The organism is Streptomyces sp. NPDC006458, from assembly GCF_040612135.1.
Taxonomy (GTDB): domain Bacteria; phylum Actinomycetota; class Actinomycetes; order Streptomycetales; family Streptomycetaceae; genus Streptomyces.
This window is the reverse complement of sequence record NZ_JBEXPR010000041.1, coordinates 1-26424: the sequence shown is the minus strand read 5'-3', so window position 1 is coordinate 26424 and position 26424 is coordinate 1. Positions and strand designations below refer to the sequence as shown.

At 72.1% G+C, this 26424-nt stretch carries 22 protein-coding genes and 4 pseudogenes; 12 read left to right on the top strand and 14 right to left on the bottom strand.

Annotated elements, in window-relative coordinates; genetic code table 11:
* Positions 1–614: 614 nt before the first annotated feature.
* Positions 615–1889 (top strand): XRE family transcriptional regulator, encoded by a 1275-nt coding sequence (locus tag ABZZ79_RS35825; protein ID WP_356696164.1) that lies wholly within the window; start codon positions 615–617, stop codon positions 1887–1889.
* Positions 1886–2827, top strand: coding sequence for a phosphotransferase (locus ABZZ79_RS35820; RefSeq protein WP_356696162.1), 942 nt, complete (start codon positions 1886–1888; stop codon positions 2825–2827). The genes ABZZ79_RS35825 and ABZZ79_RS35820 overlap by 4 nt, the downstream gene beginning before the upstream one ends.
* Before the next feature lie 145 nt (positions 2828–2972).
* Here ABZZ79_RS35820 and ABZZ79_RS35815 read toward each other — a convergent pair whose 3' ends face one another.
* On the bottom strand, positions 2973–3914 hold the full coding sequence (locus ABZZ79_RS35815) for an IS3 family transposase (RefSeq protein ID WP_356696160.1): 942 nt from the start codon (positions 3912–3914) through the stop codon (positions 2973–2975).
* Positions 3902–4060, bottom strand: a complete 159-nt coding sequence (locus ABZZ79_RS35810; protein ID WP_356696158.1) for a hypothetical protein — start codon at positions 4058–4060, stop codon at positions 3902–3904. The genes ABZZ79_RS35815 and ABZZ79_RS35810 overlap by 13 nt, the downstream gene beginning before the upstream one ends.
* Before the next feature lie 315 nt (positions 4061–4375).
* Here ABZZ79_RS35810 and ABZZ79_RS35805 point away from each other — a divergent pair, with 315 nt between their 5' ends.
* Positions 4376–4924 carry a SigE family RNA polymerase sigma factor gene (locus tag ABZZ79_RS35805; protein WP_356696156.1) on the top strand — a complete coding sequence of 183 codons (549 nt, stop codon included), beginning with the start codon at positions 4376–4378 and terminating at the stop codon, positions 4922–4924.
* Positions 4921–6132, top strand: a complete 1212-nt coding sequence (locus ABZZ79_RS35800) for a WD40 repeat domain-containing protein (protein WP_356696154.1) — start codon at positions 4921–4923, stop codon at positions 6130–6132. The genes ABZZ79_RS35805 and ABZZ79_RS35800 overlap by 4 nt, the downstream gene beginning before the upstream one ends.
* Positions 6133–6180: 48 nt before the next feature.
* Here ABZZ79_RS35800 and dapA read toward each other — a convergent pair whose 3' ends face one another.
* The gene (dapA, locus tag ABZZ79_RS35795; RefSeq protein ID WP_356696152.1) at positions 6181–7068 is read right to left on the bottom strand and encodes a 4-hydroxy-tetrahydrodipicolinate synthase; all 888 of its coding nucleotides are present in this window, start codon (positions 7066–7068) and stop codon (positions 6181–6183) included.
* Between the two features lie 188 nt (positions 7069–7256).
* Here dapA and ABZZ79_RS35790 point away from each other — a divergent pair.
* A pseudogene (locus ABZZ79_RS35790) lies at positions 7257–7661 on the top strand (hypothetical protein); the annotation flags it as partial.
* A 47-nt stretch (positions 7662–7708) separates the two neighbouring features.
* On the opposite strand, the gene ABZZ79_RS35785 reads toward ABZZ79_RS35790, so the two are convergent.
* A complete protein-coding gene (locus ABZZ79_RS35785) occupies positions 7709–9538 on the bottom strand; it encodes an endonuclease/exonuclease/phosphatase family protein (RefSeq protein ID WP_356696150.1) in 1830 nt (609 codons plus the stop codon).
* Positions 9539–9824: 286 nt separating this feature from the next.
* On the opposite strand from ABZZ79_RS35785, the gene ABZZ79_RS35780 reads away from it, so the two are divergent.
* Positions 9825–11255 (top strand): hypothetical protein, encoded by a 1431-nt coding sequence (locus ABZZ79_RS35780; protein WP_356696148.1) that lies wholly within the window; start codon positions 9825–9827, stop codon positions 11253–11255.
* 396 nt (positions 11256–11651) lie between these two features.
* Positions 11652–12260, top strand: coding sequence for a helix-turn-helix domain-containing protein (locus ABZZ79_RS35775; RefSeq protein ID WP_356696146.1), 609 nt, complete (start codon positions 11652–11654; stop codon positions 12258–12260).
* 74 nt (positions 12261–12334) lie between these two features.
* On the opposite strand, the gene ABZZ79_RS35770 is transcribed toward ABZZ79_RS35775, so the two are convergent.
* From ABZZ79_RS35770 to ABZZ79_RS35760, 3 genes and pseudogenes are all read right to left on the bottom strand, one after another.
* On the bottom strand, positions 12335–13549 hold the full coding sequence (locus tag ABZZ79_RS35770; RefSeq protein WP_356696144.1) for a TerD family protein: 1215 nt from the start codon (positions 13547–13549) through the stop codon (positions 12335–12337).
* 64 nt (positions 13550–13613) lie between these two features.
* Positions 13614–13832: a hypothetical protein gene (locus tag ABZZ79_RS35765; RefSeq protein WP_356696142.1), complete on the bottom strand. Its 219-nt coding sequence runs from the start codon at positions 13830–13832 to the stop codon at positions 13614–13616.
* Between the two features lie 155 nt (positions 13833–13987).
* A pseudogene (locus tag ABZZ79_RS35760) lies at positions 13988–14104 on the bottom strand (DeoR family transcriptional regulator); the annotation flags it as partial.
* A gap of 404 nt (positions 14105–14508) precedes the next feature.
* Here ABZZ79_RS35760 and ABZZ79_RS35755 point away from each other — a divergent pair.
* Positions 14509–15099: a TIGR03086 family metal-binding protein gene (locus ABZZ79_RS35755; RefSeq protein WP_356696228.1), complete on the top strand. Its 591-nt coding sequence runs from the start codon at positions 14509–14511 to the stop codon at positions 15097–15099.
* Positions 15100–15800: 701 nt separating this feature from the next.
* On the opposite strand, the pseudogene ABZZ79_RS35750 reads toward ABZZ79_RS35755, so the two are convergent.
* Positions 15801–16004: pseudogene (locus ABZZ79_RS35750) on the bottom strand (SigE family RNA polymerase sigma factor); the annotation flags it as partial.
* A 209-nt stretch (positions 16005–16213) separates the two neighbouring features.
* Here ABZZ79_RS35750 and ABZZ79_RS35745 point away from each other — a divergent pair.
* Positions 16214–17665: an NCS2 family permease gene (locus ABZZ79_RS35745; RefSeq protein WP_356696140.1), complete on the top strand. Its 1452-nt coding sequence runs from the start codon at positions 16214–16216 to the stop codon at positions 17663–17665.
* Between the two features lie 51 nt (positions 17666–17716).
* Here ABZZ79_RS35745 and ABZZ79_RS35740 read toward each other — a convergent pair whose 3' ends face one another.
* The 6 genes from ABZZ79_RS35740 to ABZZ79_RS35715 form a co-directional block, all read right to left on the bottom strand.
* Entirely contained in the window at positions 17717–19168 is a 1452-nt protein-coding gene (locus tag ABZZ79_RS35740) for a penicillin-binding transpeptidase domain-containing protein (protein ID WP_356696138.1), read from the bottom strand.
* A 76-nt stretch (positions 19169–19244) separates the two neighbouring features.
* Complete coding sequence (locus ABZZ79_RS35735) at positions 19245–19904, bottom strand: response regulator transcription factor (RefSeq protein ID WP_356696136.1); 660 nt, start codon at positions 19902–19904, stop codon at positions 19245–19247.
* Positions 19901–21181 (bottom strand): histidine kinase, encoded by a 1281-nt coding sequence (locus ABZZ79_RS35730; RefSeq protein ID WP_356696134.1) that lies wholly within the window; start codon positions 21179–21181, stop codon positions 19901–19903. The genes ABZZ79_RS35735 and ABZZ79_RS35730 overlap by 4 nt, the downstream gene beginning before the upstream one ends.
* Positions 21178–22194: a hypothetical protein gene (locus ABZZ79_RS35725; RefSeq protein ID WP_356696132.1), complete on the bottom strand. Its 1017-nt coding sequence runs from the start codon at positions 22192–22194 to the stop codon at positions 21178–21180. The genes ABZZ79_RS35730 and ABZZ79_RS35725 overlap by 4 nt, the downstream gene beginning before the upstream one ends.
* 636 nt (positions 22195–22830) lie before the next feature.
* Positions 22831–23304 (bottom strand): GNAT family N-acetyltransferase, encoded by a 474-nt coding sequence (locus tag ABZZ79_RS35720; RefSeq protein ID WP_356696130.1) that lies wholly within the window; start codon positions 23302–23304, stop codon positions 22831–22833.
* 4 nt (positions 23305–23308) lie between these two features.
* Positions 23309–24082, bottom strand: a complete 774-nt coding sequence (locus ABZZ79_RS35715; protein ID WP_356696128.1) for an IclR family transcriptional regulator — start codon at positions 24080–24082, stop codon at positions 23309–23311.
* A 98-nt stretch (positions 24083–24180) separates the two neighbouring features.
* Here ABZZ79_RS35715 and ABZZ79_RS35710 point away from each other — a divergent pair.
* The 3 genes and pseudogenes from ABZZ79_RS35710 to ABZZ79_RS35700 all read left to right on the top strand — a co-directional run.
* Positions 24181–24669: pseudogene (locus ABZZ79_RS35710) on the top strand (aldehyde dehydrogenase (NADP(+))); the annotation flags it as partial.
* 106 nt (positions 24670–24775) lie between these two features.
* Positions 24776–25384, top strand: a complete 609-nt coding sequence (locus ABZZ79_RS35705) for a DUF1349 domain-containing protein (RefSeq protein WP_356696126.1) — start codon at positions 24776–24778, stop codon at positions 25382–25384.
* A gap of 39 nt (positions 25385–25423) precedes the next feature.
* Complete coding sequence (locus tag ABZZ79_RS35700; protein ID WP_356696124.1) at positions 25424–25939, top strand: GNAT family N-acetyltransferase; 516 nt, start codon at positions 25424–25426, stop codon at positions 25937–25939.
* Positions 25940–26424: the final 485 nt, after the last annotated feature.

Here is a 26424-nt window from a genome sequence, read left to right as displayed (position 1 = left end):
TGGGTAGATATCACGGAACTGCCTTTCCACTGGGTCCGGAGCGCGCGAACGTGAGGCTGATTTTTGGCGCACGCCATCACAGGCCCTTATGGCAATGAAGGCGGTGCGTGGACTCTCTCTACGCCGTCAGCTCATGAATTTCGGTTCGGAATTTCCGAGTCGGCTGACGGATGCGAACTCAGCTGTCGCCGCGCGAAGGCGCCTGGCGCGTGGGAACGCGCCGCAGACCGTTGCTGAGGATGGTCTCGACCGGCCACCGCGCCTCAGTGGCGACGCGGGCGTACGTGATCTCGCCATTCCGTGGGACAGCTCGGCTGACCATGAGGAAGGCTGCGGGGGTGGAGGTGCGGTGGAGCGTCTCGCCGGCGGGCGTACCAGCCGCTATCACGTACGCCGCCGCACTGTTTCTTCCTGCTCCTGCTCTCTGCATCACAGGGACCGTCTCTCTGCACTCTGAGTTGCCTCGGCATGACGAACGCTGTTGCACCGCAACCGAATTGGGGCCGAAGATCGGTTGGTGATGTTCAGTCAACGACAGGTCACGGCTCGTGGGGAGAGTTCAGGATGGAGTCCTGCGTAGTCCCGCGTAGTCCAGGAATGACGGAGGTTGCGAGGTGCCCAAGAACCCGGCGCTCGCGGAGCTGATCCGCCAGACCGTCGAGGTACGAGGCTGGGGTCCGAGCGATCTCGCCCGCGCCGTCGGGGTCGCTGAATCCGGCGACCCAGATCGTGTGCAGCGGGCGAACGCCCGCAGGTGGATGACGGGCGAGCGTGAACCCAAGTACTGGTGGCCCTACATCGCCCGGGTCCTGAGCCTGGACCCGGCCGCCGCCCCGCCGCCAGCGGACAGCCAGGTGGCGCAGCGCGGCGCCGTTGCCACACTTGCACCCAGTTTGGAGACGGCCTCTCCGCTCACAGTCTTCGCCAGCCTTTCGACGCCGGAGCTTCCCGCGCAGGTGCGGCCGGGCGACATCCAAGAAGTCCAGCAGGCGGCGTTGACCCTGACTACATGGCACAACCTTCACGGTGGCGGTGGTCTCGTCCGGCAGACCGGAACTGCCCAACTGGCCTGGGCCGCCAGGTTGCTTGATGTGCCGTGCTCCGAGGTCTTACGCCAACCGCTGTTCGCCTCAGTGGCACACCTCGGGATGGTCGCCGGCGTCGCCTGCTTCGACGCCTTCGCCCATGACGATGCCCGCCGCGCCTTCACTTTCGCGGCAGCCTGCGCCGAGGAAGCCGACGAGTGGCACCTGCGCGGGAAGATCTACAGCTGGCGTGCCCGGCACGCCGTGTGGATGGGGGACCCCGACATGGCACTGACCCACACCGAGGTCGGCGTCATCCGCTCCGACCGGCTCACCCCCACCGAACGGGCCATGCTCTACATCGCCCGCGCACGGGCCCATGCCAAGGCCGGCGACGTGCAGGCCACCCTTATCGCCGTGGGCGAGGCCGACGACGCGTACAGCCACACCCACCCCGCTGACGACCCTCCATGGATGTCGTACTACGACTACGCCCAACACCAAGGCGACACCGGGCACGCCCTGTTCGACCTCGCCATGACCACCCGCAACCGGCACCACGTCCAGGCCGCCACTGAACGGCTGGCCGCGGCGTGCTCCCAGCACACCGACACCTACATCCGCTCACGCGTGTTCTCCCGTACGAAACTGGCCACCCTGGCCATGGCGACCGGCGACCCTGCCGAAGCCGTCCGGATCGGGACCACCGCCTTGGAGGAGGCCGCCCGCGTCCGCTCTGGCCGAGCCGAAGCGGGGCTGGTAGAACTCGCTCGTACCGCCGCTCAAGAGCGAGGCATGGTGGCCGAGGCCAGCGAACTGAGCGAACGGATCACCCGCACCATCAGCAAGGGGACGACTACGTGACGGTCAGCACCAGCGATGTGGCAGCACAGGCGACCTGGCCGCTCGTCGTAGACGCCTGCCGCAAGGCCGGCCTTGATCCCGTGGGCGCCGAGCCAGTCAGGATCGCCGACAACGCCATCTGGTCCATACCCGGCAACATCGTCGTCCGCGTTACGCGCCCCGGCCGCCGAGCCGCCGCACACCGTGAGCTCCTCACCGCCCAATGGCTTGCCGAGTGTGGCGTCCCCGCGGTTCGCCCCGCTCTCCCCTCTGCGGTGAACTTGCCCGAGGACCGCGCGGCTACCTTCTGGGAACGGCTGCCCGACCACACTGTCGGCCGCCACGAAGACGTCGCCCATCTCCTGCGCCTGCTCCACCGGCTGCCCGCCCCCGACCATCTCCGGTCCTTGACCGACCCGGCGGCCAAGGCCCGCACGCGCCTCGAAACCGTTCACCACGCTGGCGTCACCAGCGACGACGACATGGCCTGGCTCGCCGACTACGCCGATGAACTCGCCACAGCCTGGAGCTCATTGCCCCGGGGGCTCACCCCTGCCCCGCTCCACGGAGACGCTTGGGCCGGCAACGTCGCCCGCACTCACGACGGGCATGTCTACCTTCTCGACCTCGACTCTGCCGCCGTCGGCGCGCCCGAATGGGACCTGACATCCACGGCCGTGAAGGTCACCACTACTGCCACCATCACCGCGGCCGAGTACGAGCGCTATGTGAACGCCTACGGTGGATACGACGTCACTGACTACGAGGGCTTCGAGATCATGCGCGGAATCCGCGAGCTCCGCATGACGACCTATGCCATTCAGACGGCCATCGACCACCCCCACACCGCCGATGAGGCACGCCACAGGGTTGCTTGCCTGCGCGGACTCAACGGCCCTCGCCCGTGGACCTGGACCGCTGTTCCTCACCCGCCGGGGAGCCCTGGACCCATCGTCTGACGACTCCCTTCGGTCGAGCTGAGCCAGCGGCTTCTGGACGAGAGTGACCTGTGGGAGGGCTACACCCGCAAGCCGACGCGGCCCAAGCGGCACGACGACGTCACCGTGATCGGCTGTCAATCCCCAGATTTCGTAGAGACGTTGGTTATGCGGCATGGTCTTGTTGATCGGGCCGAGCTCGCGCTTGTTGGATGATCCGTTCGAACTCGACGGGTGGTTGCCCGCTGGCCGCGCTGTGGCGTCGTTTGGTGTTGTAGAAGTCCGCGATCCAGGCGGCGGTCTTCAGTCGCGCCTCGGCGCGGGTGGCGAAACGGTGTCGGTGGACGCATTCGACCTTGAGGACCGAGTGGAACGACTCCGCGGCGGCGTTGTCCAGGGCGGAGCCGACACAGCCCATCGACTGCACCATGCCCCACCTGCCACAAAGCTGCCTGAATGCCTCGGAGTTGTACTCCGATCCGCGGTCGGTGTGGAAAATGACGCCGTCCACTTGACCGCCTCTGGTCGCGATCGTCATCTGCAGGGCGGCGCTGACCAGCGTCGTGTCGTGCCGGTCACCCATCGCGTAGCCCAGGGCCCGGCGGGAGAACGCGTCGTGCACGCTCGCGAGGTAGAGCTTGCCCCCGTCGGTGTCGATCTCGGTCATGTCGCCCCACCACAAGATGTTCGGCGCGATCGCGTCGAACCTGCGCAGCACCAGGTTACGTGCCGTCTTCCGCTTCCCGGGACGGGTCAGCGAACGCCGGCGGCGTGGTGCCTTGCGGCCCTGCAGGCCGAGCTCGGCCATGATGTCGGCGACGGTGTTCTGCGACACCTGCCAGCCCTCCTCCCACAAGTCCAGCGTGATCCTCGGCGAGCCGTAGGTGCGGCCCGACCGATCGAAGAAGTACGAGATCCGCTCGGCCAGCAGTGCCCGTCTGACCTCGCGTTTCGTCGGCTCGGACGGTCTGCGCCGCCACTTGTAGAACCACGCCTCCGACACCCCCAGGGCTCGACAGGAGGTGCGATGCGGAATCTTGAAACCGGTCCTCTGGCCGCTGATCACCCCGACGAGCGCCGCCGGGTCCGCAACAGCTACTTCACCCACAGGACCATGCAGCGTTTGAGGACATCACGCTCCATGACCAGCTCCTTGTTGTCCCGCTTGAGCTGGGCATTCTCCCGTCGCAACCGCGCAAGTTCCTCGCTCTCGCCCTTCGGACCGGCCTTGGCGGCCGCCCGTGCCCTCGACACCCAGGTGGCCAGCGTCGTCTCGTTGATCCCGAGGGTTCGCGACCTGTGGGATCGGCTTGCCGGTCTCCGCCACGATCCGCACAGCCCCCTCACGGAACTCCACCTCAAACTTCCGCTTCTTGCCCGCCATGACCCTCAACTTCCCCTGCAGTCAAGGTCTCTACGCTACGAGGGGATGGTCATGCGGGCTCCGGGCCGTTTTTGTGTTCACGGCCGGGAAAATGTCGCCCGCCTCGCATAGCCGCGCCGCCCCGCGCGCGTCAGTAGGGGTACGGGGGGCGGACGACGGGTTCGCCCGGGGTGAAGAAGGTGGCGATGGATGCCGAGGCTCATGAGGAGTTCCGACAGTTCGTGGCCGGCCGGTCCTCCGCGCTGCTGAGGACGGCGGTGCTGCTCAGCGGCGGTGACCGGCACGCGGGCGAGGATCTGCTGCAGAACGCCCTGGTCAAGGCGGCCGGGCGGTGGCGGCGCATCGACGAGCCGGAGGCGTACGTCCGGCAGATCCTGTACCGGCAGCAGATCAGCCGCTGGCGGCTGAAGTGGCGGCGGCTCGAACTGACCGTCGCCGAGCCGCCCGAGAAACACCCCGTGCCCGACGGCTCCACCGCGGCCGAACTGCGCCTGGTGATGCGCGAGGCGCTCGGCCGGCTGACCGCCCGGCAGCGCGCCGTGCTCGTGCTGCGGTACTTCGAGGACCTGCCCGAGGCCGAGGTGGCCCGGCTGCTCGGCTGTTCCGTCGGCACGGTGCGCTCCACCACCCATCGCTCCCTCGCCCGGCTGCGAGCCGTGGCCCCCGAGCTGGCCGCCCTGGAGGACAGGGCCCGGCGGCCCCGTGACTTCTCGCCCGTGGAGGTGCGTCCGTGAATGTCGAGGAACTGGTGCGGGACTCCCTGCGGGAGCTGGCCGAGGCGCAGCCGGGCGCCGCGCCCGGGTTCGCCGAGCGGGTGCTGCGCGCACGCCGCCGACGGCGTGCGCGACGGCTCGCCGCCCTCGTCTCGGCCGGCGCGGCCGTCGTCGCCGTCGCCGTGGCCGCGCCGCTGCTCCCGGGCGGCCGGGGCGAGCCGTACCCGGTAGCGGCCGGGTACGGCGACAGCGCCCATGCCGACCAGTCGCCGCCGCGCGAGCTGATCGCGGCCGGTGACACCGCGCTCGCCGCCTACTACCGGATTCGGACCGTCCAGGTGTCCGAGCGGCAGTCGGTCGTCCAGCGGACGTACTGGCTGCTCGATCCCGTCAGCGGCCGGTACGAGAAGGACGCCCGCTGGTCCGTCGTCGCCGTCGCGCCCGGCCTGCGGACCGCCGCCGTGCTCGAACGGAAGCTGCCCGCCTCGCGCATCGGCCTGCTGGACCTGCGCACGCGCGAGGTCGAGCGGTGGATCCCGGTGGACCACGCCGTCGGCGGGCTGGAGTTCTCCAACGACGCCACGAAGCTCGTCGCGACGACGTACGAGCGCCACCCCGACCCGTACGCCCCGTCGGACACCGACGTCGAGGGCGGCTATGTCCTCCCGCCCCCCGACCCCCGCCGCAGCGGTTTCCACGTCCTCGACGTGGCCTCGGGGCAGGGCTCCTGGAGCGCCGTCGCCGACCGTGACGACGACCTGGGCCGCCAGGACTTCGCCTTCGGACGGGACGGACGGACGGTGTACTGCCAGGTCATCGGAGCCCGGGACGGCCTCCAGCAGTTCTACGACCTCCACGGGCGGCCCCGCGCCGCGCCTGCCGGCGAGCGGCATCTGCGCTCGGACGTGCCCGCCCGGCTCTCCCCCGACGGACGGCTCGCCGCCCTCGGACTGAGCGAGGAGCTGCCTCCCGGCAGGTCCTACTCCTCGATCCTCGACCCGCGGACCGGCGACGAGGTCGCCAAGGTGCGCGGTGCGCAGCTCCTGGCCTGGGCCGACGACCGGCGGCTCATCGCCTGGGAACGGGTGACGGGCCTCGACGAGCCGTACCGGCCCCGCCTCGTGCTGGTCACGATCGGCAGCGACGAGACGGTACCCCTGAGCGGAGTGTCGGAGCAGGGCAGGTACCCCTTCGAGGACACCTGGACGCCCGTCTTCGCCCGGCGCTGAGCCCACGGCGCCCGCGATCCCCCGCGACCGCCGGCGGGCCGGGAGACGTCAGCCGGCCGTGAGCCGCTCGTACGCCGCCCGCAGCCCGTCGGCCGCCTCCGGACCGGCGGGCCGCAGCGGGGCGCGCACCGGTCCGGCGGGCAGACCGAGGCCGTTCAGCAGGGACTTGGCGGTGACCGTGCCCGGCAGTCCGGACGACATCATCGACTCGACCAGTCCGATCGCCTGTTGCTGGAGCCGGGCGGCCCCCGCGGTGTCGCCCGCGTCGAACGCGTCCAGCACGGACCGCAGATGCCGGGGGACCACATTGGCGACCGTGCTGATGTATCCGGCGCCGCCCACCGCGTACAGCGCGAGGTTGTGCTCGTCGCAGCCCGCGTAGTACGCCAGATCGGTGCGGGAGAACACCTTCTGGGCGGCCAGGAAGTCGTAGGAGCAGTCCTTGACACCGACGATCCGCGGGTGCTCGGCGAGGCGGAGGACGGTGTCCGCCTCGATACGGGTGCCGGTGCGGCCGGGGATGTCGTACAGCAGCACCGGCAGGCCGGTGGTGTCCGCGACCTCCCGGAAATGCGCCTCCAGCGCGTCCTGCGGCGGCCTGCTGTAGTACGGCGAGACCACCAGCAGCCCGTCCGCGCCCGACTTCTCGGCCTGGAGGGCGAGTTCGGCGGTGTGCCGGGTGTCGAAGGTGCCGACGCCCGCGACCAGCGAGGCCCGCTCGCCCACCGCCTCCCGCACCGCCCTGATCAGCTCGGCCTTCTCGGTGTCCGACGTGGTCGGCGACTCGCCGGTCGTGCCGGACAGCACGAGCCCGTCGCAGCCCTCGCTCACCAGCCGGTCGGCGAGCCGCTGCGCGCCGTCGAGGTCGAGCGTGCCCGACTCGGTGAAGGGCGTGATCATCGCGCACAGGGCGCTGCCGAAGGGAGGAAACGTCATGACGGCAGTGTCGGCGCGAGCCCGATGAAGCTCCACTTAAATCTCCTACGAGGTACGGATAAGCGGTGCTTCCGGATCGGCGCGATGCCCTCTGCCCAACCCGCCCGTCATGGGCCACCAATGGGCGGGACGGTCCGTCCACCAACGGTCATGGGAGGCGTCACGAGGCTCGGCACGGCACTCGCCACCTGCTCGAAGTCACCGTGCTCGGCCGGTACATCCGCTTCGAGCTGGGCTTCCGCCACGCCCGCCGGCGGGTGCGCAGCGCCACCGTCGGGCCGTGCGCCTGCGGCGCGGCCGCCGTGGCCCTGGCCGACGCGGGCTGGGGACGGTCGGGTCGGAGTGGCCGTACCGCGGCCTGCGCGACGTGCCTGCGCGGCCGTACGGCCGTGTCGCTCGCCTCGTTCGCACGGCTGGCCGGCGACGGGCTGCGGGTGATCGCGGGCCTGGCCGGTCCCGCCGTACCGGCCGCACCCGACCAGGAGGACACGCTCGGGGTGCCCGAACTCGCCGCGGAGGCCGCCCTGTTGCAGGCGCGGCTCGACTGGTTCCAGACCCGGCCGGCGCGGCTCGGGGAACAGGACGGCGGCTGACCGGACCGGGGCCGGCCGACAACGGTGTCGGCCGGCCCCGGGGGACCTCACGGGTGGAAGCGCAGCACCTGCGGGTCGTGGTCGCTGATCTGGTCGTTGAACTCCGCGTTGATGTGCACGCTGTCGTACTCGAAGTCGCAGCCGCGGCGCACCGACGGGCTGACCAGGATCTGGTCCAGCGTCTGGGCGTTGCCCTGGTAGACGTACGAGTAACGCTCCTTGCGCGGCAGCGACTTGATCGCCGACCACAGCTCCCCGTCGCCTTCGAGGATCTGCGCGGTGCCGGAGAACTCGAAGTCGTTGATGTCGCCGAGGACGACGACGTCCGCGTTGCGCTGCACGGCCAGGACGTCCTTGACGAACGTGTTCACGACCGTCGCCTGCGCGTGACGCTGGGTCTCCGAGTTGCGCGCCGGCGGCTGGAACTGCGAGGTCAGACTCTGGTCGCCGCCCTTGGAGTTGAAGTGGTTGGCGACCACGATGACCGTACGGCCACGGAAGACGAACTCACCGGCCAGCGGCTTGCGGCTGTTGGCCCAGGCGGCGTTCGCCGGGTCGATACGGCCGGGCGAGAGGGTCAGGGCCGCCTTGCCGCGCACCTCGGTGACGCCGGCCGCGGTGGTGGCGTCGCCGCCCGCGCGGTCGGTGAAGGACACCCGCTGCGGGTTGAACAGGAACACCTGGCGGATGTTGCCGCCCGGCTCACCGCCGTCGGCGAGGTCCACCGGGTCGATCGAGCGCCAGTCGTAGGCCGGGCCGCCCGCCGCGACGATCGCGTCGATCAGCTTCTGCACCGTCCGGTCGGCGGCGACCGTGCCGTCCTTCACCGCGCCGTTGTTGTCCTGGATCTCCTCCAGGGACACGATGTCGGGCGACTTCAGGTTGTTCACGATCGCGCTCGCGTGCGCGTCGAAGCTGGTGTCGGACGGGTCGAGGTTCTCGACGTTGTAGGTGGCCACGGCCAGCTCGCCCGGCTGCTGCCGACGCGTGGTCTCCCGCTCCAGACCGGCGCTCTCCAGGGTGCCGAGCCGGCCGGCGACCAGGGTGTAGCCGCCGAACTGGTTGTAGTCCAGCGGGCCGGCGGTGGTGCCGGCCAGGGTGTCGCCGACGTTCGCGACGGGGAAGTCGGCGGCCGCGCCGAGCGACTGGATCTGGATCCGGCCGCTGTTCTGGGCGGCGTAGGAGCCGTAGACCGTGCCGCCGCGGCGGCTGTCGTGCTCCTGCGGCTTCACCGTGACCCACAGCTCGGTGAACGGGTCGGTCGCGCCGACCACGCGGGCGTCGGCGACCTGGACGTTCATGCCCTCCAGGGACTCGTACAGGTCCAGCGCGTACGCCGAGGGCTCCAGGGTGAGGCCGCCCACCGAGCCGTCGGCGGTGCGGTCGCCGTCCGGGACGTAGGCGTCCGGCACGGAGTCGGCGTCCAGGGTCACGGCGGCCGGGACGGCGTTGCCGCTGGAGACCACGGTGGTCACCGGCTTGGTGATCTCGGTCACCGCCTGGTTGCCCGAGGCGGTGCCGCCCGGGACGAACTCGGAGACCGTGCCTGAGACCTTCACCAGGTCACCGACGGCCACGCCCTTCGGGGTGGAGCCGGTGAAGACGAAGACGCCCTCACTGGTGGCCGGGTCGGCGTCCGCCTCCGGGTCCTGGATCCAGAAGCCGCGCGAGGAACCGTAGGTCCGCACACCGGTGACGATTCCGGTCACATCGGTGACCTGCTTGCCCGCGTACGGGGACGTCCGGGTCGTGCCCTGGATGTCGTGGACACGGACGACATCGGCGTGGGCGGGCGACGTCAGCACGACTGTGGACGCCGCGGAGCACACGGCGGCGACGGTGAGCGCGGCGAGGCGCGCGGAAGACTTGCTCGGCAAAGGGATCCCTCCGGGGACGTTGGTCTGGCGCCGGGACGAGGGCGGCGGGGTTTCTGGACCGGGACGCCAGGCAGCCCTGACAGCGTCGGTGCACAGGTGTTCCCCCTCTTTCTACGCGCGTCAATTTCCTGCCTGGCCCGGCCGGTTGTCAAGGTTTCGGCCATGTACGGCACCTGGCGAGGAGATGAACCGGGTGGCATGGGTGGAAATCCGTCTAGGCTGAGCCCAGTTCACATCCGTCGTGAGTGCCGCACGGCCGTCCAGGTGCCCTAGGAGAAGCAGGCCCATGTCAGACAGCTCCCCCCTGCCGCCCGTGCGGCTTGCGTCCGAAGCGGAGCTGGCGCGTACCGCGCTGTCCACGCCGGTGCTGTCCAGGGCCGCCCGGCTCGCCCGCTGGGCCGGACCCGACACCCGCGTCGACGCCGACGGCGGCCTGTCCGAGGAGCAACTCCCCGCGGCCGTCGAGGCCCTCGGACTCGACGGCGACGACGCGGCCGCGCAGACCGCCGAGGCCTGGCGGGTCGCCGTGGACACCGGGCTCGTCGAGATCACCGACGAGGAGAGGGGCACCGTCACGGCCGGCGCCGACCTCGCCCTGCTCACCTCCGGCTCCCCGCACGATGTGCTCGGCGTCTGGCAGGACGCCCTGGAGGCGCTGCTCGCCGATGCGAGCGTGCCCGACCTCGACTGCCTGGTCGACGCGCTCGACGAGGGCGGCACCGTCGACCTCTCCCAGCTGGACTGGGACTTCCAGGCCGAGGCCGACTTCCTCGACGGCGTCCTCGCCAACCTCTATCTGCTCACCGCCAGCGAGGACGGCCCCGGCGACGCACCCGTGCCGCTGCCCGCGCTCGCCGCCTCCGCGATCGTCCCCAGCGACATGGCCGAACCCACCAACGACGTACTGGAGCAGGTCTCCGACGCGATGATGCGCCTCGACGACCAGTTCCGACTGCTGGAACCGGTCGGCCTGGTCGAGTACCGGCCCGTCGACGAGGCGCTGATGGCCGACGTCGACGACCCCGAGGGACCCGAGGGCGTCGACGACACCGACGTCTCCCGCTACGGCATGGTCCGGCTCACCCCGCTCGGCCGGTACGGGCTGCGGGCGCGGCTGCTGGAGGCCGGGTTCGCCGCCCCGGCCGTCGGGGAGCTCGCCGACAAGGGCGCGGACACGCTGCTGGACGGCACCGCCGGGTTCGGGCCGCGGGCCGCCCAGGCCGAGACCGAGCAGTGGCTGGCCCGCCGCGAGGCCCTCGCCGCGGCCCGTGAACTGCTCGCCGCCGCACGCGGCGCCGACCCGGGCGGGCCGCTGCGCCGGCTGCGCTGCCAGCAGGCGCTGTCCCTGGTCGGTCCGGACGCCGAACCCGCACTGCGCGAGGTCCTGGACGACGCCGAGCTGGGCGGCCTCGCCCGGGTGTGGCTGACCGAGCGCGGTGCGGCGAACGTCCCCGCGCCGTCCGAGACGATGGTGTTCTGGCTGACCGTCGACACGGTCGCCGCACAGCTCGCCGCCGAGGGGAACTCCGAGGAGCTCCAGGCGCTCGTGGAGGGACTGGCCGAGCAGCACAGCGGCTTCTTCGCGGCGGCCTGGCGCGTCGACCACCCCGCGACGGCGGACGTGCTGGAGGCGATGGGTCGGCTGCACCCGGACAAGAAGGTCGCCAAGGAGGCGCGGAAGGCCGCCTTCAAGGCCCGCTCCCAGCGAGGGAACTGACTTTCACCGCACGGCAACCGGCCTGCTCCGCAGCGCGGCTGACGGTTGCTTATCGACTCGCCCGAGCCCATGGCGTCCTCCTAGAGTGAGAACTCGGGAGGCGCCGCGGAAAAACCGGGTGCCCGGTTGGTCGGCGACAGATCGGGAATGGAATCCGGCCCATTTCCCTTCGGCTCGAAATATGCGGAGCCACCGCCTTCCTCATCGCGTCTCCCTCGGAAACGACAGCGAATTCGGGGGAATTCATCATGGCGTACTTCACGTGTATCGATCGCACTCTCGCCCGGCTCCGCCCGGCACGTACGGTGGAGGACACCAGGTGGCCCGCGCGGGCCTGACCTGGGCACGGCGGCGATAGGATGCGGGGACGGTCCCCGGTCCGTGAGGAGCAGCCGAATGTCGCAGGTGGGAGCGGGGGGCCGAACGGCCGGCCGGGACGGCGCGCCCGCTGTGCCGAAGCGGGCCGACGCACGCCGCAACCATCAGCGGCTTCTGCGGGTCGCCGCCGAACTCTTCGCCGAGCACGGCGAGAACGCCTCGCTTGACGAGATCGCCAAACGGGCCGGAGTGGGATCAGGAACGCTCTACCGGCATTTCCCGACCCGCCAGGCCCTGTTGGAGGCCGCCTACGTCGACCGGATCGAGGCGCTCGCGGCGCGCGCCGACGAGATCGGCGAGCGACTGCCGCCGGGCGAGGCTCTCGCGGAATGGATGCGGGAACTCGGCCTCGGCACGATCCAGATCCGCGGACTGCGGGCACTGCTGGGCGCGGCCGCCGCCCAGGGTGCCGCGGCCACCGTCTGCGGCATCACCCTCCAGGAAGCGGCCGGGCGGCTCGTCGAGGCCGCACAGCGGGAGGGGACCCTGCGCGCGGACGTGGAGCCGTTGGACGTCCTGCGGCTGGCTCTCGGGCTGGCGAGCGCCTCCGACCTCGCCGACGACCAGGAAGTGCGCGTCGGACGGTATGTCTCCCTGCTCGTGGAGGGGCTGCGGCCGCGGGGATGAACACGGCGGGCGCCCCTGGCTGGGGCGCCCCTGCCCTGCGGTGGATCTTTTCCGCGGTGGCCTCCTGCGCCCGCTTACAGCGCCTGGGCCGCCGGCTTGACCATGTTGCGGACCGTGCGCGCCTTCACGAAGTCGCCCATGGCCGTCATCTCCCACTCGCCGGAGAACTGGCGGATCAGCTTCGCCATCATCACGCCCGTCTGCGGCTCGGCGCCGGTGAGGTCGAAGCGGACGAGCTCCTCACCGCTGGCGGCGTCCAGCAGACGGCAGTACGCCTTCGCGACCTCGGTGAACTTCTGGCCGGAGAAGGAGTTCACCGTGAAGACCAGGCCGCTGACCTCCTGGGGGAGACGGCCGAGGTCGACGGTGATCACCTCGTCGTCGCCCCCGCCCTCGCCGGTGAGATTGTCGCCGGAGTGGCGGATCGCGCCGCTCACGATGGTCAGCTTGCCGAAGTAGCAGCTGTCGATGTGGTTGCGCTGGGGGCCGAACGCGATGACCGACGCGTCCAGGTCGATGTCCTTGCCCCGGTACGCCGGTTCCCAGCCGAGGCCCATCTTGACCTGGGAGAGCAGCGGTCGGCCGCCCTTGACCAGGGACACGGTCTGGTTCTTCTGGAGGCTGACCCGGCCCTTGTCGAGGTTGATCTTCCCGGTGGCGGGGGGCGCCGCCGGAGGGGCGGGAGGCGCCGGGGGAGCGGCCGGGGGCGCCGGTGCCTGGGCGGCCGGGGGCTGCCAGGCGGGGGCCGCGGGGGCGGCGGGCTGGACGGGGGCCGCGGGCTGGGCCGGGGCGGCGGGCTCCTCCACCGTGACGCCGAAGTCGATGGCGATGCCGGCCAGGCCGTTGGCGTAGCCCTGGCCGACCGCGCGGGCCTTCCAGACGCCGCCGCGCAAATAGATCTCCACGATCACCAGCGCCGTCTCGCTGCCGAGCTGCGGGGGTGTGAAGGTGGCCAGGACGCTCTGGTCGTCCCCGTTGCGGATGGTGGCGGTGGGTTCGATGCCCTGGAAGCTCTGGCCGGCCGCGTCCGGGCTCGCGGTGACGACGATCTTCTCGATGCCCGGGGGAACGGCTGCGGTGTCGACCGTGATGGCGTCGGGGGCGGTGCCGCCGCCGGAGCGGTACGTCACACCGGGGCCGGCCGGCTGGTTGTAGAAGATGAAGTCGTCGTCGGAGCGCACCTTGCCGTCGGCGGTGAGCAGCAGGCCCGAGACGTCCAGCCGGACCGGGGCGGTCACGTCGACCGTCACTCGGGCGGCGTTCAGCGGGATGTTCGAGCCGGGGGTCATAGCTGTCATGCCCCTTGAACGAGCGAAGGGGTTTTGCCGTTCCCTTACCTGGCGGCCGATCGGGTCAGTGGCGGTTGCGGGGGTGGTTGCGGGCGGTCCGTTCGTTGCCGCGCTTGTAGTTTCCGGTCCAGCGGGCCATGACGAGCTGGGGGTCGGTGGTGACCTCGGCGAGGAAGCGGGTGGCCCGGTCTGCGCGGAGGGTGGTGGCGGGGCGGCCGTGGTGGGTGATCAGCACGGTGCCGTCGGGGTGGGTCTCGTAGGCGAAGCCGGTGGGGTGGGGCATGGTCGGGATGCTAGGGGTGGTGGAGGGCTGCGGCCCATTGGATTTCGCCCCCGCCGCCCCCGCCCTTCCCGCCCGTCAGGGGCTCTGCCCCTGGGACCCCGGTCGGTCCTGAACGAGCCTCTTCCCCGAGCGCCGGACGGGCTGAAGACATCTCACAGGGCGCGCAGGTCACGCCGTACGGTCCTCCTGGCCACGCCGAGCTGCGCGGCGAGCGCGTTGACGTCCACGGAGCCTGTGTCCGGACCGGGGGCGGGGTGGTGGGCCGTTGGCAGGTGCCCGTCCGTGGGCTCGTCGTGGCCGGTGGCGCAGTTCCCCGCGCCCCTTGGGGCTTGCCGACGGGGTCGTCGTGCCCTGCACGGGCGGGGCCGGGCTGGTGACGCCGTTCGTCGAGCAGGGGGTGGAGGGGGCTGTCGTCGCCGCGAACCTCACTGTCGTGTCGGGGATGGGTGGGCGGCCCGAGGCGCTCGGGGCCGATGTCGCCCGCGCGCGTGACCTCGGGGCGAACGCGCTGCGGCTCTATCACGCCGGGTTGGCGTCCGACGCGGACCTCGACGCCGAGCGGCGGGTGACACGGCAGGGGGTCGTCCGGAGCGATGAGTTTCGGGCGTGGTGGGGGTCCTTCCTTGTGGCGCGTCCGTTCCTGGGCGCGTCCATTTCCAGGGAGGAGCCGGAGCTCATGAGTGAACCGACGATCGTTGATCTCGGGGCGCAGGTGCGGGTCGTGGCCGGGTTGGTGGCCGGGGTGCGGGACGAGCAACTGGCCGACAAGACGCCGTGTCCCGGGTACGCGGTGCGGAATCTGCTCGGGCATCTGTACGGGCTGTCCGTCGCGTTTCGGGATGCCGCGCGGAAGGATCTGGGGCCCACGACGGACACGAGTCCTGCGGAGCGCGTGCCGGATGTGGGGGAGGGGTGGCGGGAGGAGCTGCCTCGGGCGCTGGACGAGCTGGCCGTGGCCTGGCGGGAGCCGGGGGCGTGGGAGGGGCTGACTCGGGCCGGGAGTGTGGATCTGCCGGGGGCGGTGGCCGGGGCGGTGGTCGCGGACGAGCTCGTGATCCACGGGTGGGATCTCGCTCGGGCCACCGGGCAGGCGTACGAGCCGGACGGGGCGGCGTTGCGGTCGGCGCACGGGTTCCTGCTGGCGGTGGCGGAGGATGCCGGGCGGGGGGCCGGGGCGTTCGGGCCAGTTGTGTCCGTCGCGGAGGGGGCGCCGCTGTTGTCTCGCGCGGTGGGGCTGAGCGGGCGGGACCCGGGCTGGGCGAGGTGACGCCTGCGGCGGCCTGTTCCCGCTCGGTGGGGGCGCCTGCGGCGGGCTGTTCCTCTTCGGTGGGGGTGCCTGGGACGACCTGTACCCGTTCGGTGGGAGGTGCCTGCGGCGGCCTGTTCCCGTTCGGTGGGGGGTGCCTGCGGCGGCCTGTTTCCTGTTCGGTGGCTCTGTCCGGGGCGGCCTGTTCCTGCCTGCGGCGGCCCGTTCCTGTTCGGTGGGGGTCGTTGTAGCGCCCTTTGTTGGTGGGTGGTGCGGGGCCGCGCCGGGGGGTATCCGTCCTCGGTCCGCCGTTCTGGGTGCTTACGGGGTGCAGGGGGGTTTGCGGCGGCCGCTGCGGGCGGACACCCCCCGCCCCGTCCCCTCCCCGCCGTGGGCGGCTTTCCCGCCCTTCTGTCCCCTGCCCCCCTCACGCCGTGCGTGGCTTTCCGGCCCGTTCTGTCTGCTGTCCCTTCACGCTGTGTGTGGCTTTCTCGGGCCTTCCGTCCGCTGTCGCGTCACGCCGTGGGTGGCTTTGGCTTTCCCGACGTCCGCTGTTGCGGGGCGTACGTGGTTGTGAGCCGCCGTCTCGCCTAGCTGCGGGCATGCGTGCCGCTAGGGGCGGCACGGGTGGGCGCGGCGGTGTTTCGGCGGCGCCGAGTTGCGCACCGCCCCTGCCTCGGCTGTGACGCCGCCGCGTGAACGCCGCCCGGCCCCGGCAAGGCCCCGCGCGCGTACGCCACCGGGCGGTCGGCCGCGCGCACCCGGTCCCAGCGGTGCCGCGGGGCGAGCAGCGCGTCCGCCGCCAGGTCGTCGGCCGCGTCCGGCTCCACGGTCAACAGGTTTGCGAGGCGCGCGAGTTCGGCGTAGTGCCGCTCGAAGAAGGCATGGAACTCCACGGAGGCGTCGTCGTCGACGACTGTCCCCACGGGCGCTTCTCTCCTCGCTGTGGCTCCCCGGTCGTCGAACAGCCGTACGCCCGAGCCGAGTTCCGGAACCGTAGCGGCGATCCGTGCGGGGTCTCGAACGCCGTATGGCATGCCGCCGATTCCGTAACACGGGGAAAACCTGAAACGTGTTCAACGGGGGAACAATCCAGCCAGCATCCGCACAGCGATCACCAGCGAGGAGTGTCGCCATGTCCGAAACAGGAAAGGTCACCGACCGGCCAACCCCGGTACCGCCGACGGCGAACGGGGTCGACCGGTTCTTCCGGATCTCCGAGCGTGGCTCGACTTTCGGCCGGGAGATACGTGGTGGTTTCGCCACGTTCTTCACGATGGCCTACATCCTCGTGCTGAACCCGATCATCCTGGGCAGCGCCAAGGACAAGTACGGCGAGGCCCTCGACCCGGTCCAACTCACCACCGCCACCGCGCTGGTGGCCGCGGTGATGACCGTGATCATGGGCATCGGCGGAAACCTCCCGCTCGCCCTCGCCGCCGGACTCGGCCTCAACGCCGTCGTCGCCTTCCAGATCGCCCCGCTGATGAGCTGGGACGACGCGATGGGCCTGATCGTCCTCGAAGGCCTGCTGATCTGCGCGCTGGTCGTCACCGGGCTGCGCGAGGCCGTCATGCACGCGATCCCGCAGCCGCTGAAGCAGGCCATCAGCGTAGGCATCGGCCTGTTCATCGCGTTCATCGGCTTCGTCGACGCCGGGTTCGTCAGCCGCATACCCGACGCCGCCAACACCACCGTGCCCGTCCAGCTCGGCGGCACCGGCACGCTCACCGGCTGGCCGGTCCTCGTCTTCTGTCTCGGTGTGCTGCTGACCGTCGCCCTGCTGGCACGCAAGGTCAGGGGCGCGATCCTCATCAGCATCGTGACCATGACCCTGGTCGCCATCGCCGTCAACTCCGCGGCCGACGTCAAGAGCTGGGGCCTGACCACCCCCGAGTGGCCCGACAAGATCGTCGACACCCCGGACTTCGGGCTGCTCGGTCAGTTCAGCCTGTTCGGCGCCTTCGACGAGCCCGGCGTGGGTGTCATCACCGTCGTCCTGCTGGTCTTCACCCTGATCCTGTCCGACTTCTTCGACACCATGGGCACGGTCGTCGGCATCAGCGCCGAGGCGGGCCTGCTCGACGAGGACGGCAAGGTGCCCCACCTCGGCCGGGTGCTGCTCATCGACGGCGCCGCGGCGGTGGCGGGCGGCGCGGCCTCGTCCTCCTCGGCCACGTCCTACATCGAGTCCGCGGCGGGCGTGGGCGAGGGCTCCCGCACCGGCTTCTCCAACCTCGTCACCGGCGGCCTCTTCGCCCTCGCCCTGCTGTTCACCCCGCTGCTGACGATCGTCCCGCTCCAGGCGGCCGCGCCCGCCCTGGTCGCCGTCGGCTTCCTGATGATGACCCAGGTCAAGCAGATCGACTGGGACCGGTACGAGATCGCCATCCCGGCCTTCCTCACCATCGCCGTGATGCCCTTCACCTACTCCATCACCAACGGCATCGGCGCCGGATTCGTCGCCTACGTCGTCATCAAGACGGCCCTCGGCAGGGCGAAGGAGGTCCACTGGCTGATGTGGGGCGCCTCGGCGCTGTTCCTCGTGTACTTCGCCATCGACCCGGTGCGGCAGCTGCTGCTCTAGTGCCCCAACAGGCAACGTCGCTCGCCCCGGGCGGAGTTGCCTGCCGGGACACTAGTCCTTCAGCGCGGCCTCCATCACGGCCTTGGCGACCGGCGCGGCCAGTCCGTTGCCGCTGACCTCGGAGCGGGCCGCGTCGGACTGCTCCACGACGACCGCCACGGCGACCTGCTTCCCGGTCGCGTCCGACTTCCCGTAGGACGTGAACCAGGCGTAGGGCGTCCTTGAGTTGTTCTCGCCGTGCTGGGCCGTACCGGTCTTGCCGCCCACCGTGACCCCGGAGATCCGGGCGTTCGTCCCCGTGCCCTCCTCCACGACCGTCCGCATCGCCGACTGCAACTGCTCGGCCGTGGAGGAGGAGACGATCCGCTCGGTGGAGGCGTTGTCGTCGTAGTTCTCCAGCACGTCCCCGTTGCTGTCGGTGATGCGCGAGACCATGTGCGGCGAGACCAGCTCACCCCCGTTGGCGATGGCCGCGGACACCATGGCGATCTGCAGCGGCGTCGCGGTGACGTCGAACTGGCCGATGCCGGACAGCGCGGTCTGCGCCTCGTCCATGTCATTCGGGTACACGCTCGCGTAGGCGCGCACCGGCACGTCCCGCTCGTCGTCGTTGAACCCGAACCTCTCCGCCATCGCCCGGACCTTGTCCTGGCCGAGGTCGACGGCCATCTTGCCGAAGACGTTGTTGCAGGAGTACTGCAGGGCCACCCGGATCGAGGCGTTCTCGCAGGGCGCCGAGAGGTTCTTGTTGGTCAGCGTGTCGTCGGACTGCTCCAGCTCGTAGGGGTCGGGGCTGACGGTCCTCTCGTCGACCGAGGAGTACAGCCCGTCCTCCAGGGCCGCCGCCGCGACCACCAGCTTGAAGGTGGATCCGGGCGGCAGCGGCCGGCGCAGCGCGCGGTTGGTCAGCGGCTTGTCGGAGTCCTTCTGGAGCTCCTGCCACGCCGAGGTGTCGCCGGTGGCCAGGTCGGAGGGGTCGTACGACGGCGTGGAGACGACCGCGAGGATCCTGCCGGTCTCCGGGTCGATGGCGACGGCGGCGCCCTTCTTGCCGCCGAGGGCCTCGTAGGCCGCCTTCTGCACGTCCGGGTCCACGGTCGTGATCACCTTGCCGGGGTCGGAGCGCTTGCCGGTGACCGTGCCCAGGACGTTCTTCAGCCGGATGTCCGTGCCGTCCAGCAGGTCCTGGTAGATGCCCTCCAACTGCGTGGCGCCGTAGACCTGCGAGCTGTAGCCGGTCACCGCCGCGTACAGCTCGCCGTCCGTGTACGTGCGCTTGTATCTGAGGTCGCCGCTCGTCGTCCGCGCCGAGCCGGTGACGGCCTCGCCGCCCACGACGATGTCGCCGAGCGGCTCGCTGTACAGCGCGATCGCGTTCCGCCGGTTGTCCTTGTCGTCTGCCAGCGCCCGGCCCTCGTAGAACTGCACCCAGGTCGCCCTGAACAGCAGAGCGAACACCAGCAGCAGCGTGAAGACCGACGCACGCCTGATCGTTTTGTTCATCCCGATCACAGGACGAACGGACCCGACCGGAACGTTCCCTTCCGGCGCTTTTCTCATCCGGCGCTCCTGAACGGGGTCAGGACGTCCTCAGGAACCCCGCCTCGTACGCCGCGATCACCGCCTGCGTCCGGTCGCGCGCCCCGGTCTTCGCCAGCACCGCAGCGACATGCGACTTCACCGTCGCGGGACCGACCTCCATGCGCCCGGCGATCTCCGCGTTGGTCAGCCCGGTCGCCATCAGCCGCAGCACCTCGCTCTCCCGGCCGGTGAGCCTCGCCACCCATGCCGGGGGCGCGCCCGCGGCCCGCCCGTGCTCGACCACCAGTGCCCGCACCGCCGCCGGGAACAGCAGCGTGTCGCTGTGCGCGACTAGCCGCACCGCCTGCACCAGGGCGTCCACGTCCGCCCGCTTGAGCAGGAACCCGGCCGCCCCGGCGCGCAGCGCGTCATAGACGTAGGAGTCGTTCTCGAAAGTGGTGACGACGACGATCCGCGGCGGGTCGGCCATCGAGGAGAGGATCTGCTCGGTGGCCCGGATGCCGTCCGTCTCCGGCATGCGCACGTCCATCAGCACCACGTCGGGCCGCACCTGCCGCACGACCGACACCGCCTCGGCGCCGGTCGCGGCCTCGCCGGCCACCTCCAGGCCGGGCTCGGCGGAGAGGATCGCGCGCAGGGCGGTGCGCACCATGCGCTCGTCGTCGGCGAGGACGATCCGGATCGGTGTGCGGGTCATGCGCTGTCCTGTCCCTTCCGCGGCTCCGGTGTGCGCGCCGACAGCGGCAGGCGCACCCGCAGCCGCCAGGTGCCCGCCTCGGCCCCCGCCCGCGCGGTGCCGCCCAGCAGCCGCGCGCGGTCGGCGATGCCGCGCAGGCCGTGTCCGCCGCCCGGGCGGCAGGGGGCGGACGCGGTCACGGGGTTCTCCATGGCGATCTCCAGCCAGCCGTCGGCCGCCCCCAGCCGCAGCAGCACCGGCACCTCACAGCCCGCGTGCCGCAGCGCGTTGCTCAGCCCTTCCTGCACGATCCGGTACGCCTCCCGGGACAGCAGCGGCGGTACGGCGGCCGGGTCCGCGGCGATCTCGGCGGTGACCCTCGCGCCGCCCGCGCGGGTACGGCGAAGCAGGCCCTCCAGGTCGTCGGCGAGGGTCGGCGCGGGCGCGGTCCCGGGGGAGTGGTCGGCGCGCAGCACGCCCAGCACGGCGTCCAGTTCGCCGACCGTGCGCCGGGTGGTGTCCTCGATCGCGGCGAGCGCCTCGCGCACGAACTCCGGGTCGCTGTCCAGGACGCGGCGAGCGGCCCCGGCCTGGAGGGTGACCGCGCTGAGGGCGTGCCCGACGGAGTCGTGCAACTCCCGCGCCAGCCGGTTGCGTACGGCCAGGTCGGCGGCGCGGGCCTCGGCCGCCGCGAGCCGGTCCTCCGGTCCCGGACCGAGCAGCACGGGCGCGCAGCGGGCGAGCAGCGCGCCGCACCCGGCCGCGACCGCGGCGAGCGCCACCAGCATCGCCAGGCCGGCCGGCGGGCACAGCGCCAACGCCCAGGCCCGGTCGAACACTTCGGGCAGCCCCAGCCGGGTGCCGCCGAGTCGGGAAACGGCCGGCAGCGCGATCAGCACCGCCGCGAACGGCGGCACGGCCAGCGACATCCCGGAGACGATCCCGCCGAGTCCCAGATGCAGTGTGAACCAGGCGGCCGTGCGGCCCTTCGCCGCCCAGCCGTGCGCGGGCCCGTACGCCAGCCCGTCCGCGTCGACGCCGCACAGCGTGCGGGCCGCGCCCGACTCCAGCGGCCGGGTCGGCGGGAACAGCGAGGTGATCGCGGCCAGCGGCAACCCGACGGCGAACGAGGCGAGTTGGAGGAGGAGGTCGTGGAAGACGTACCGCGAGTCGGTCGCGGGGCCGACGATCAGCTGTCCGACGAACACGTACGGCATGGCGAGCGCGCCGCCGAGGATCAGATGGATCCAGCGCAGCCGCGCCCGCCGCCCGAACAGCGTCCGGGTGAACGCCCTCACGGCGTACGCCGGTTCGCGGCCGCGGAGCGCGCCGTGAGGAAGCTGGTGACGAGGCCCGCGACGAGGACGCCGGTGATCATCTCGCCAGCGTAGGCGAGGACCGTCCCGGTCGTGGGCCGATGGGCGGCATCGCCGAGGGAGAGCAGAGAAGCGACCGCCAGCCAGGCCGCCCAGCAGGCTGTGGCCGCGGAACCGACCCAGGCGAGGACCAGCGGCACACCGACGGGCAGGGCACGGCCGCGCCGGAAGGCGAGCAGCAGACCGCCGGTCACGGCGACGGCGAGCAGGACGGCGCTCTGGACCTGAAGGACGTAGAAGTCGGCGGTCCGGTCGGCGATCCGGCCCTGCGCGAGAGCGGTCGTGCCGCCGCTCGCCCACACCGCGTGCGCGGTCAGCGGCAGCAGCGCGACGACGGCGGCCACGGTGGCGAGGACCCGGTCGGCGGTGCCGACCGCGCGCGGCAGGTCCCAGACCCGGCCCCGCCACAGATGGCCCCAGCGGCCTCGCGCGTAGAGCGCGAACAGCGCCCCGAGGGCCAGGCCCTGCACGATGAACCCGCCGTAGACGACGCCGAACACCCACTCGCGCAGGAAGGGCTCCCCTCCCTCGTCGGCCGTCCGCACGCTCCCGCCGAACGCCCACACGACGAGCTGGAGCGGGAACCCGGTCATGATCGGGGTCAGCAGCCCGGTCGCCGCCCACATCGGGAACACCAGCAGCCACGCCGGTACGCGCAGACCCCACGGCCGGGTCAGCAGCAGCGCCAGCACGATCACCGTCGCGTCCATCAGCACGGTGACACCGTTGGCGACGGCCATCTCGGCCTGGTGGTCCAGCAGCGTGGTGCCCTCCGGCACGCCGACACTGCTCCCGGCGATCCAGGCGATCTTCAGGCCCAGATACGGTACGCACGCCGCGACGGTGACCGCCCGCAGGACACGGCGCAGCCGGTCGGCGCCGACCGTCGCGGTGGCATGGTCGGCCGGGGTGGAGGCGGGAGCTGTCTGCGTCATGCCTCCACGCTCCCGCGCCGACCCCGCCCCGCGCGTCCTGCCACCCGACGATCCGCCTCCGCCGCACGGCGGAGGGGTACGTCGGCGGGGATGAGCGGCAACTGGGAGGACCCGCCCACCGGGACGAGCCGTCCGCGCCGTGGCCCGCTCCCCGGGTCGGGGCCGGCGCCTCGGGGACACACCGCCCGACTCGGGTCCGCGACCTCCGGGTCGGGCCGGCGGGGTCGGGCCGGCGTCCCCCGGGGATGTGCCGTCCGGGTCGGGTCGGCAATCTCCGGGATGGGCCGCAGCTTCGGCCGGGGGAGGGGTCCCCGGGGTGGGACGCTTCGGGCGGGTGTGGCGCGCTCGGCGTAGGCCGTCGCTTCGGCCGGGTGAGGCAGCCCCCGGGGACGCGCCGTCCGGGGCGGGGGAGTCCCTGGAGCGAGACGCTTCGGGCGGGTCTGGCGCGCTCCGCGCGGGCCGTCGCTTCGGCTGCGTGTGGGGTCGGCTGCGTGTGAGGTCCCCGTTCCGGTCGCCCGTCCGGGTCGGGTCGGCGATCTCCGGGACGGGCTGCCCCGGGTTGGGTGAGGTGTCCCCGGGTCGGGACGTTTCGGCTGTGTCCAGGTAGGCCCTGCGTGGGCCGCCGCTTCGGGTGGGTCAGGTGTCCAGCGTGAGGACGACCTCGTCGATCTCCTCGGCCCGCGCGTTCGCGAACCCCCGCTCCCGCCCGGTCACCCGGAAACCGCACTTCTCCAGCACGCGCAGCGAACCGGCGTTGTCCGCCGCCGCGCGGGCGTACAGCGGGCGCTCGCCGACCTCGGCCAGCAGCCGCCCCAGCGCGGCCGTCGCGATGCCGCGCCCCCAGTAATAGCGGTCGATCCAGTACGTCACCTCGCGCTCGCCCGGCGCGCCGTACACCGCGGCGTGGCCGACGACGTCCCCGTCGGCGAGCACGGTCCGGGGCACTATGCCGTCCGAGGCGCGGATCCTCGCCCAGTGCGCGTCGAACGCGGCCCGGTCGGCGGGGTCGGGCGCCGTGAAGGCGGCCATCCGCAGGGACTCCGGGTCGTTCGACTGCCGGAAGAACACGGGCAGATCGCTGTCGTGGACCGCGCGCAGTACGACGTCCATGCGTTCAGAGCCTCCGGGTCGCGAGGGTCAGCCGGTCACGGGCGTCGAACAGGGCGTCCTTCACCATCTGCTCGTGCGCCGGGGTCAGCCGGGCCACGGGGACCGAGCAGCTGATCGCGTCGCGGGCCGGGGTGCGGTAGGGGATGGCCACGCCGAAGCAGCGCAGGCCCAGCGTGTTCTCCTCGCGGTCGACCGCGTACCCCTGCTCGCGGACCTGGCGCAGCTCCTCGACGAGCTCCTCCCGGTCGGTGATGGTGTGCTCGGTGAGCGCCGGCAGCGTCTCCGGCAGCAGCTTGCGCACCTGCTCGTCGGAGAACGTGCTCAGCAGCGCCTTGCCCAGCGAGGTCGAGTGCGCGGGCAGCCGGCGGCCGACCCGGGTGAAGGGGCGCAGGTAGTGCTGAGACTGCCGGGTGGCGAGGTAGACGACGTTCGTGCCGTCCAGGCGGGCGAGGTGGATGGTCTCCGTGGTGTCGTCCGAGAGCCGGTCCAGCGTCGGCCGCGCCACCGCGACCACCTCGTCGCCGTCGATGTAGGAGGTGCCGACCAGCAGGGCCCGCACACCGATGCCGTACCGCGTGCCGGTCGCGTCCGTCTCGACCCAGCCCAGCTCCACCAGCGTGCGCAGCAGCATGTACAGGCTGGACTTGGGATAGCCGACGGCCTCCTGCACCGCCGCGAGGGAGTGCATACCGGGGCGTCCGGCGAAGTACTCCAGCAGTTCGACCGTCCGTACCGCGGACTTGACCTGCGCTCCGCCCCCCGTCTCTCCAGCCGACATCGCCCTTGACCCCTTCGTTCGACGGGAAATAGTCTCCGAAAGCCCATTCAGCATCAGAGACAGCGTTCAGTATATCGAACGCGCTGGTGGACGACCCAGAGCACACCGTCAGCCCCGGCTTCCTGACCGTCCCGGCCGAGAGGCTGGCGAGCGAGGGCGACCACGACCTGCTGCTTGAGGAGTGCTTCGGGCCGGTCACCGTCGTGGCCCGCTACGAGGACGAGGACGAGGCGACGAGTGTCCTGTCCCGGCTGCCGGGCAACCTCACCGCCACCGTGCATCTGTCCGCGGAGGAGGCCGCGGGGCAGGGGCGCGGGCCCGAACTGCTCGCGGAGCTGACGCCGCTGGCCGGCCGGGTGCTGGTGAACGGCTGGCCGACGGGGGTCGCCGTGGCGGCGGCCCAGCACCACGGGGGCCCCTACCCGGCGACGACCTCCACGTCGACCTCCGTGGGGGGTACCGCGGTCGAGCGGTGGCTGCGGCCAGTGGTGTACCAGGGGGCGCCCGAGGCGCTGCTGCCGGTGGAGCTGCGGGACGGCAACCCGCTGGGGCTGCCTCGGCGGTTCGACGGGCGGCTCGAGCGGTAGCTCCGCGCGGGGCGGATGCGGTGGCGCCGTTGCGGGTGCCGCGTGCGTTGTGGCTGATCGCGCAGTTCCCCGCGCCCCTTCGGGCGTCCGCTGCGACACTTCCCTCATGGATCTCAAGCTTGCCGAACTTCCCTTCCCCCTGCGCACATACGGGCCCGACGGGCATTGGTCGAACGAGGACGGGGTCCTCACCGGTTGGGCCGGGCCCGGGCAGGACCGGTTCGTGCCGCCGACCGACGAGGGGCTGGACCCCGCCTGCGACGCGCCCCGGCTGCTCGGCGCCCCCGAGGGCGACTTCCAGCTGATCGCCCGGGTCACCGTGGGCTTCAACTCCGCCTTCGACGCCGGGGTGCTGTACGTGCACGTGGGGGACCGGGCCTGGGCGAAGCTGTGCCTGGAGTACTCGCCGGAGGTGCCCACCGTGTGCACGGTCGTCACCCGGGGCCACTCCGACGACGCCAACTCCTTCACCGTGGACGGCAGTTCGGTGTGGCTGCGGGTGAGCCGGACCGGGCGGGCGTTCGCCTTCCACGCGTCCCGGGACGGGGAGCGGTGGACCTTCGTGCGGCTGTTCACGCTCGGCGGGGAGCAGGAGACCGGCGCGGCCCTGGTCGGATTCATGGCGCAGGCACCGCTGGGGGAGGGGTGCGTGGTGACGTACGACCACATCGAATTCCGGCCGTACTGGCCCGCTGATCTGCGGGACGGCAGCTGAGCGGGGAACCCGCGTGGCCGAAAACGCGTCCTGAGGGGGGTGATCAGTGAGCGAGTGACGGGGAGCCGGGTGATCCGGACGGTCGTCCGTGCCGAGGCGGAGACGGTCGTCGCGCTGCACGCGCGGGCCCGGGCGGCGTACTACCCCGACGGGGTCCCGGACGACGGCACCGACTGGGCGGCGGCCTGGCGGGGCGCCATCGAGCGGACCGACGGGCAGGTGCTGTGCGTCGTGGAGGACGGGCGGATCGTCGGCCTCGCCTCCTTCCGGACCGTGCGGGGCGTGCCCGCGGACACGGTCGACCTGCTCCAGTTCCATGTCGACCCCGGGCGCTGGCGGTCCGGGATCGGCAGCGACCTGCACACGGCCTGCCGAGAGCAGTGGCGGGCCGACGGGCGGCGGACGGCCGTCCTGCGGGTGCACACGGACAACCTCCGGGCCCAGGCCTTCTACGCCCGCCACTGCTGGGTCCCCGACCCGGACCGGCCGCGCGCGGAGGGCGACCACCACCTCGATCTCCGGCTGGACCTCACCGGGGACCCGGGAACCCGGTGACCCGGTCGCCGGCTCGGGCTCCGCGGCCCGGCGGCCCGGGATCCGCGGCCCGGCGGCCCGGTATCCCGGTGATCCGGCGGCCCGGGATCCCGTGGCCCGGGCTCCTGTGATGTGATCCGGTGATCGGGTGATCCGGTGCCCCGCGGGCCCGGCAACCCCGTGACTTTGGGGACCTGGGGGCGCCTGGGGCCTGCCTGGGGGACCGGGTCCCCCGGGTCCCCCGTGTCCCCGGGTCGCCCCGATCCCCCGATCCCCCGCTCGCCCGGCCTCCCGCCCGCCCGGTCGCCCGGTCTCCCGGCCCCCTCCGGTCTCCCGGCCCCCTCCGGTCTCCCGGCCCCCTCCGGTGGCCCCGTGTCCCCGGGTCGCCCCGATCCCCCTGGCACTCCTGGCTCTCCTAGCCCCCGGCCCCCCGGCCCCCCGGCCCCCCGGCCCCCCGGCCCCCCGGCCCCCCGGCCCCCCGGCCCCCCGGCGTCCCGGCCCCCCGG

What these genes read in the sequence shown, in the direction of transcription:
- ABZZ79_RS35740 (WP_356696138.1), bottom strand. Translation starts at nt 19,168, where the DNA reads ATGAACAAAACGATCAGGCGTGCGTCGGTCTTCACGCTGCTGCTGGTG.
- ABZZ79_RS35720 (WP_356696130.1), bottom strand. Translation starts at nt 23,304, where the DNA reads ATGGACGTCGTACTGCGCGCGGTCCACGACAGCGATCTGCCCGTGTTC.
- ABZZ79_RS35780 (WP_356696148.1), top strand. Translation starts at nt 9,825, where the DNA reads ATGTCAGACAGCTCCCCCCTGCCGCCCGTGCGGCTTGCGTCCGAAGCG.
- ABZZ79_RS35705 (WP_356696126.1), top strand. Translation starts at nt 24,776, where the DNA reads ATGGATCTCAAGCTTGCCGAACTTCCCTTCCCCCTGCGCACATACGGG.
- ABZZ79_RS35805 (WP_356696156.1), top strand. Translation starts at nt 4,376, where the DNA reads ATGGATGCCGAGGCTCATGAGGAGTTCCGACAGTTCGTGGCCGGCCGG.
- ABZZ79_RS35715 (WP_356696128.1), bottom strand. Translation starts at nt 24,082, where the DNA reads ATGTCGGCTGGAGAGACGGGGGGCGGAGCGCAGGTCAAGTCCGCGGTA.
- ABZZ79_RS35775 (WP_356696146.1), top strand. Translation starts at nt 11,652, where the DNA reads ATGTCGCAGGTGGGAGCGGGGGGCCGAACGGCCGGCCGGGACGGCGCG.
- ABZZ79_RS35725 (WP_356696132.1), bottom strand. Translation starts at nt 22,194, where the DNA reads ATGACGCAGACAGCTCCCGCCTCCACCCCGGCCGACCATGCCACCGCG.
- ABZZ79_RS35770 (WP_356696144.1), bottom strand. Translation starts at nt 13,549, where the DNA reads ATGACCCCCGGCTCGAACATCCCGCTGAACGCCGCCCGAGTGACGGTC.
- ABZZ79_RS35735 (WP_356696136.1), bottom strand. Translation starts at nt 19,904, where the DNA reads ATGACCCGCACACCGATCCGGATCGTCCTCGCCGACGACGAGCGCATG.
- dapA (WP_356696152.1), bottom strand. Translation starts at nt 7,068, where the DNA reads ATGACGTTTCCTCCCTTCGGCAGCGCCCTGTGCGCGATGATCACGCCC.
- ABZZ79_RS35765 (WP_356696142.1), bottom strand. Translation starts at nt 13,832, where the DNA reads ATGCCCCACCCCACCGGCTTCGCCTACGAGACCCACCCCGACGGCACC.
- ABZZ79_RS35755 (WP_356696228.1), top strand. Translation starts at nt 14,509, where the DNA reads ATGAGTGAACCGACGATCGTTGATCTCGGGGCGCAGGTGCGGGTCGTG.
- ABZZ79_RS35745 (WP_356696140.1), top strand. Translation starts at nt 16,214, where the DNA reads ATGTCCGAAACAGGAAAGGTCACCGACCGGCCAACCCCGGTACCGCCG.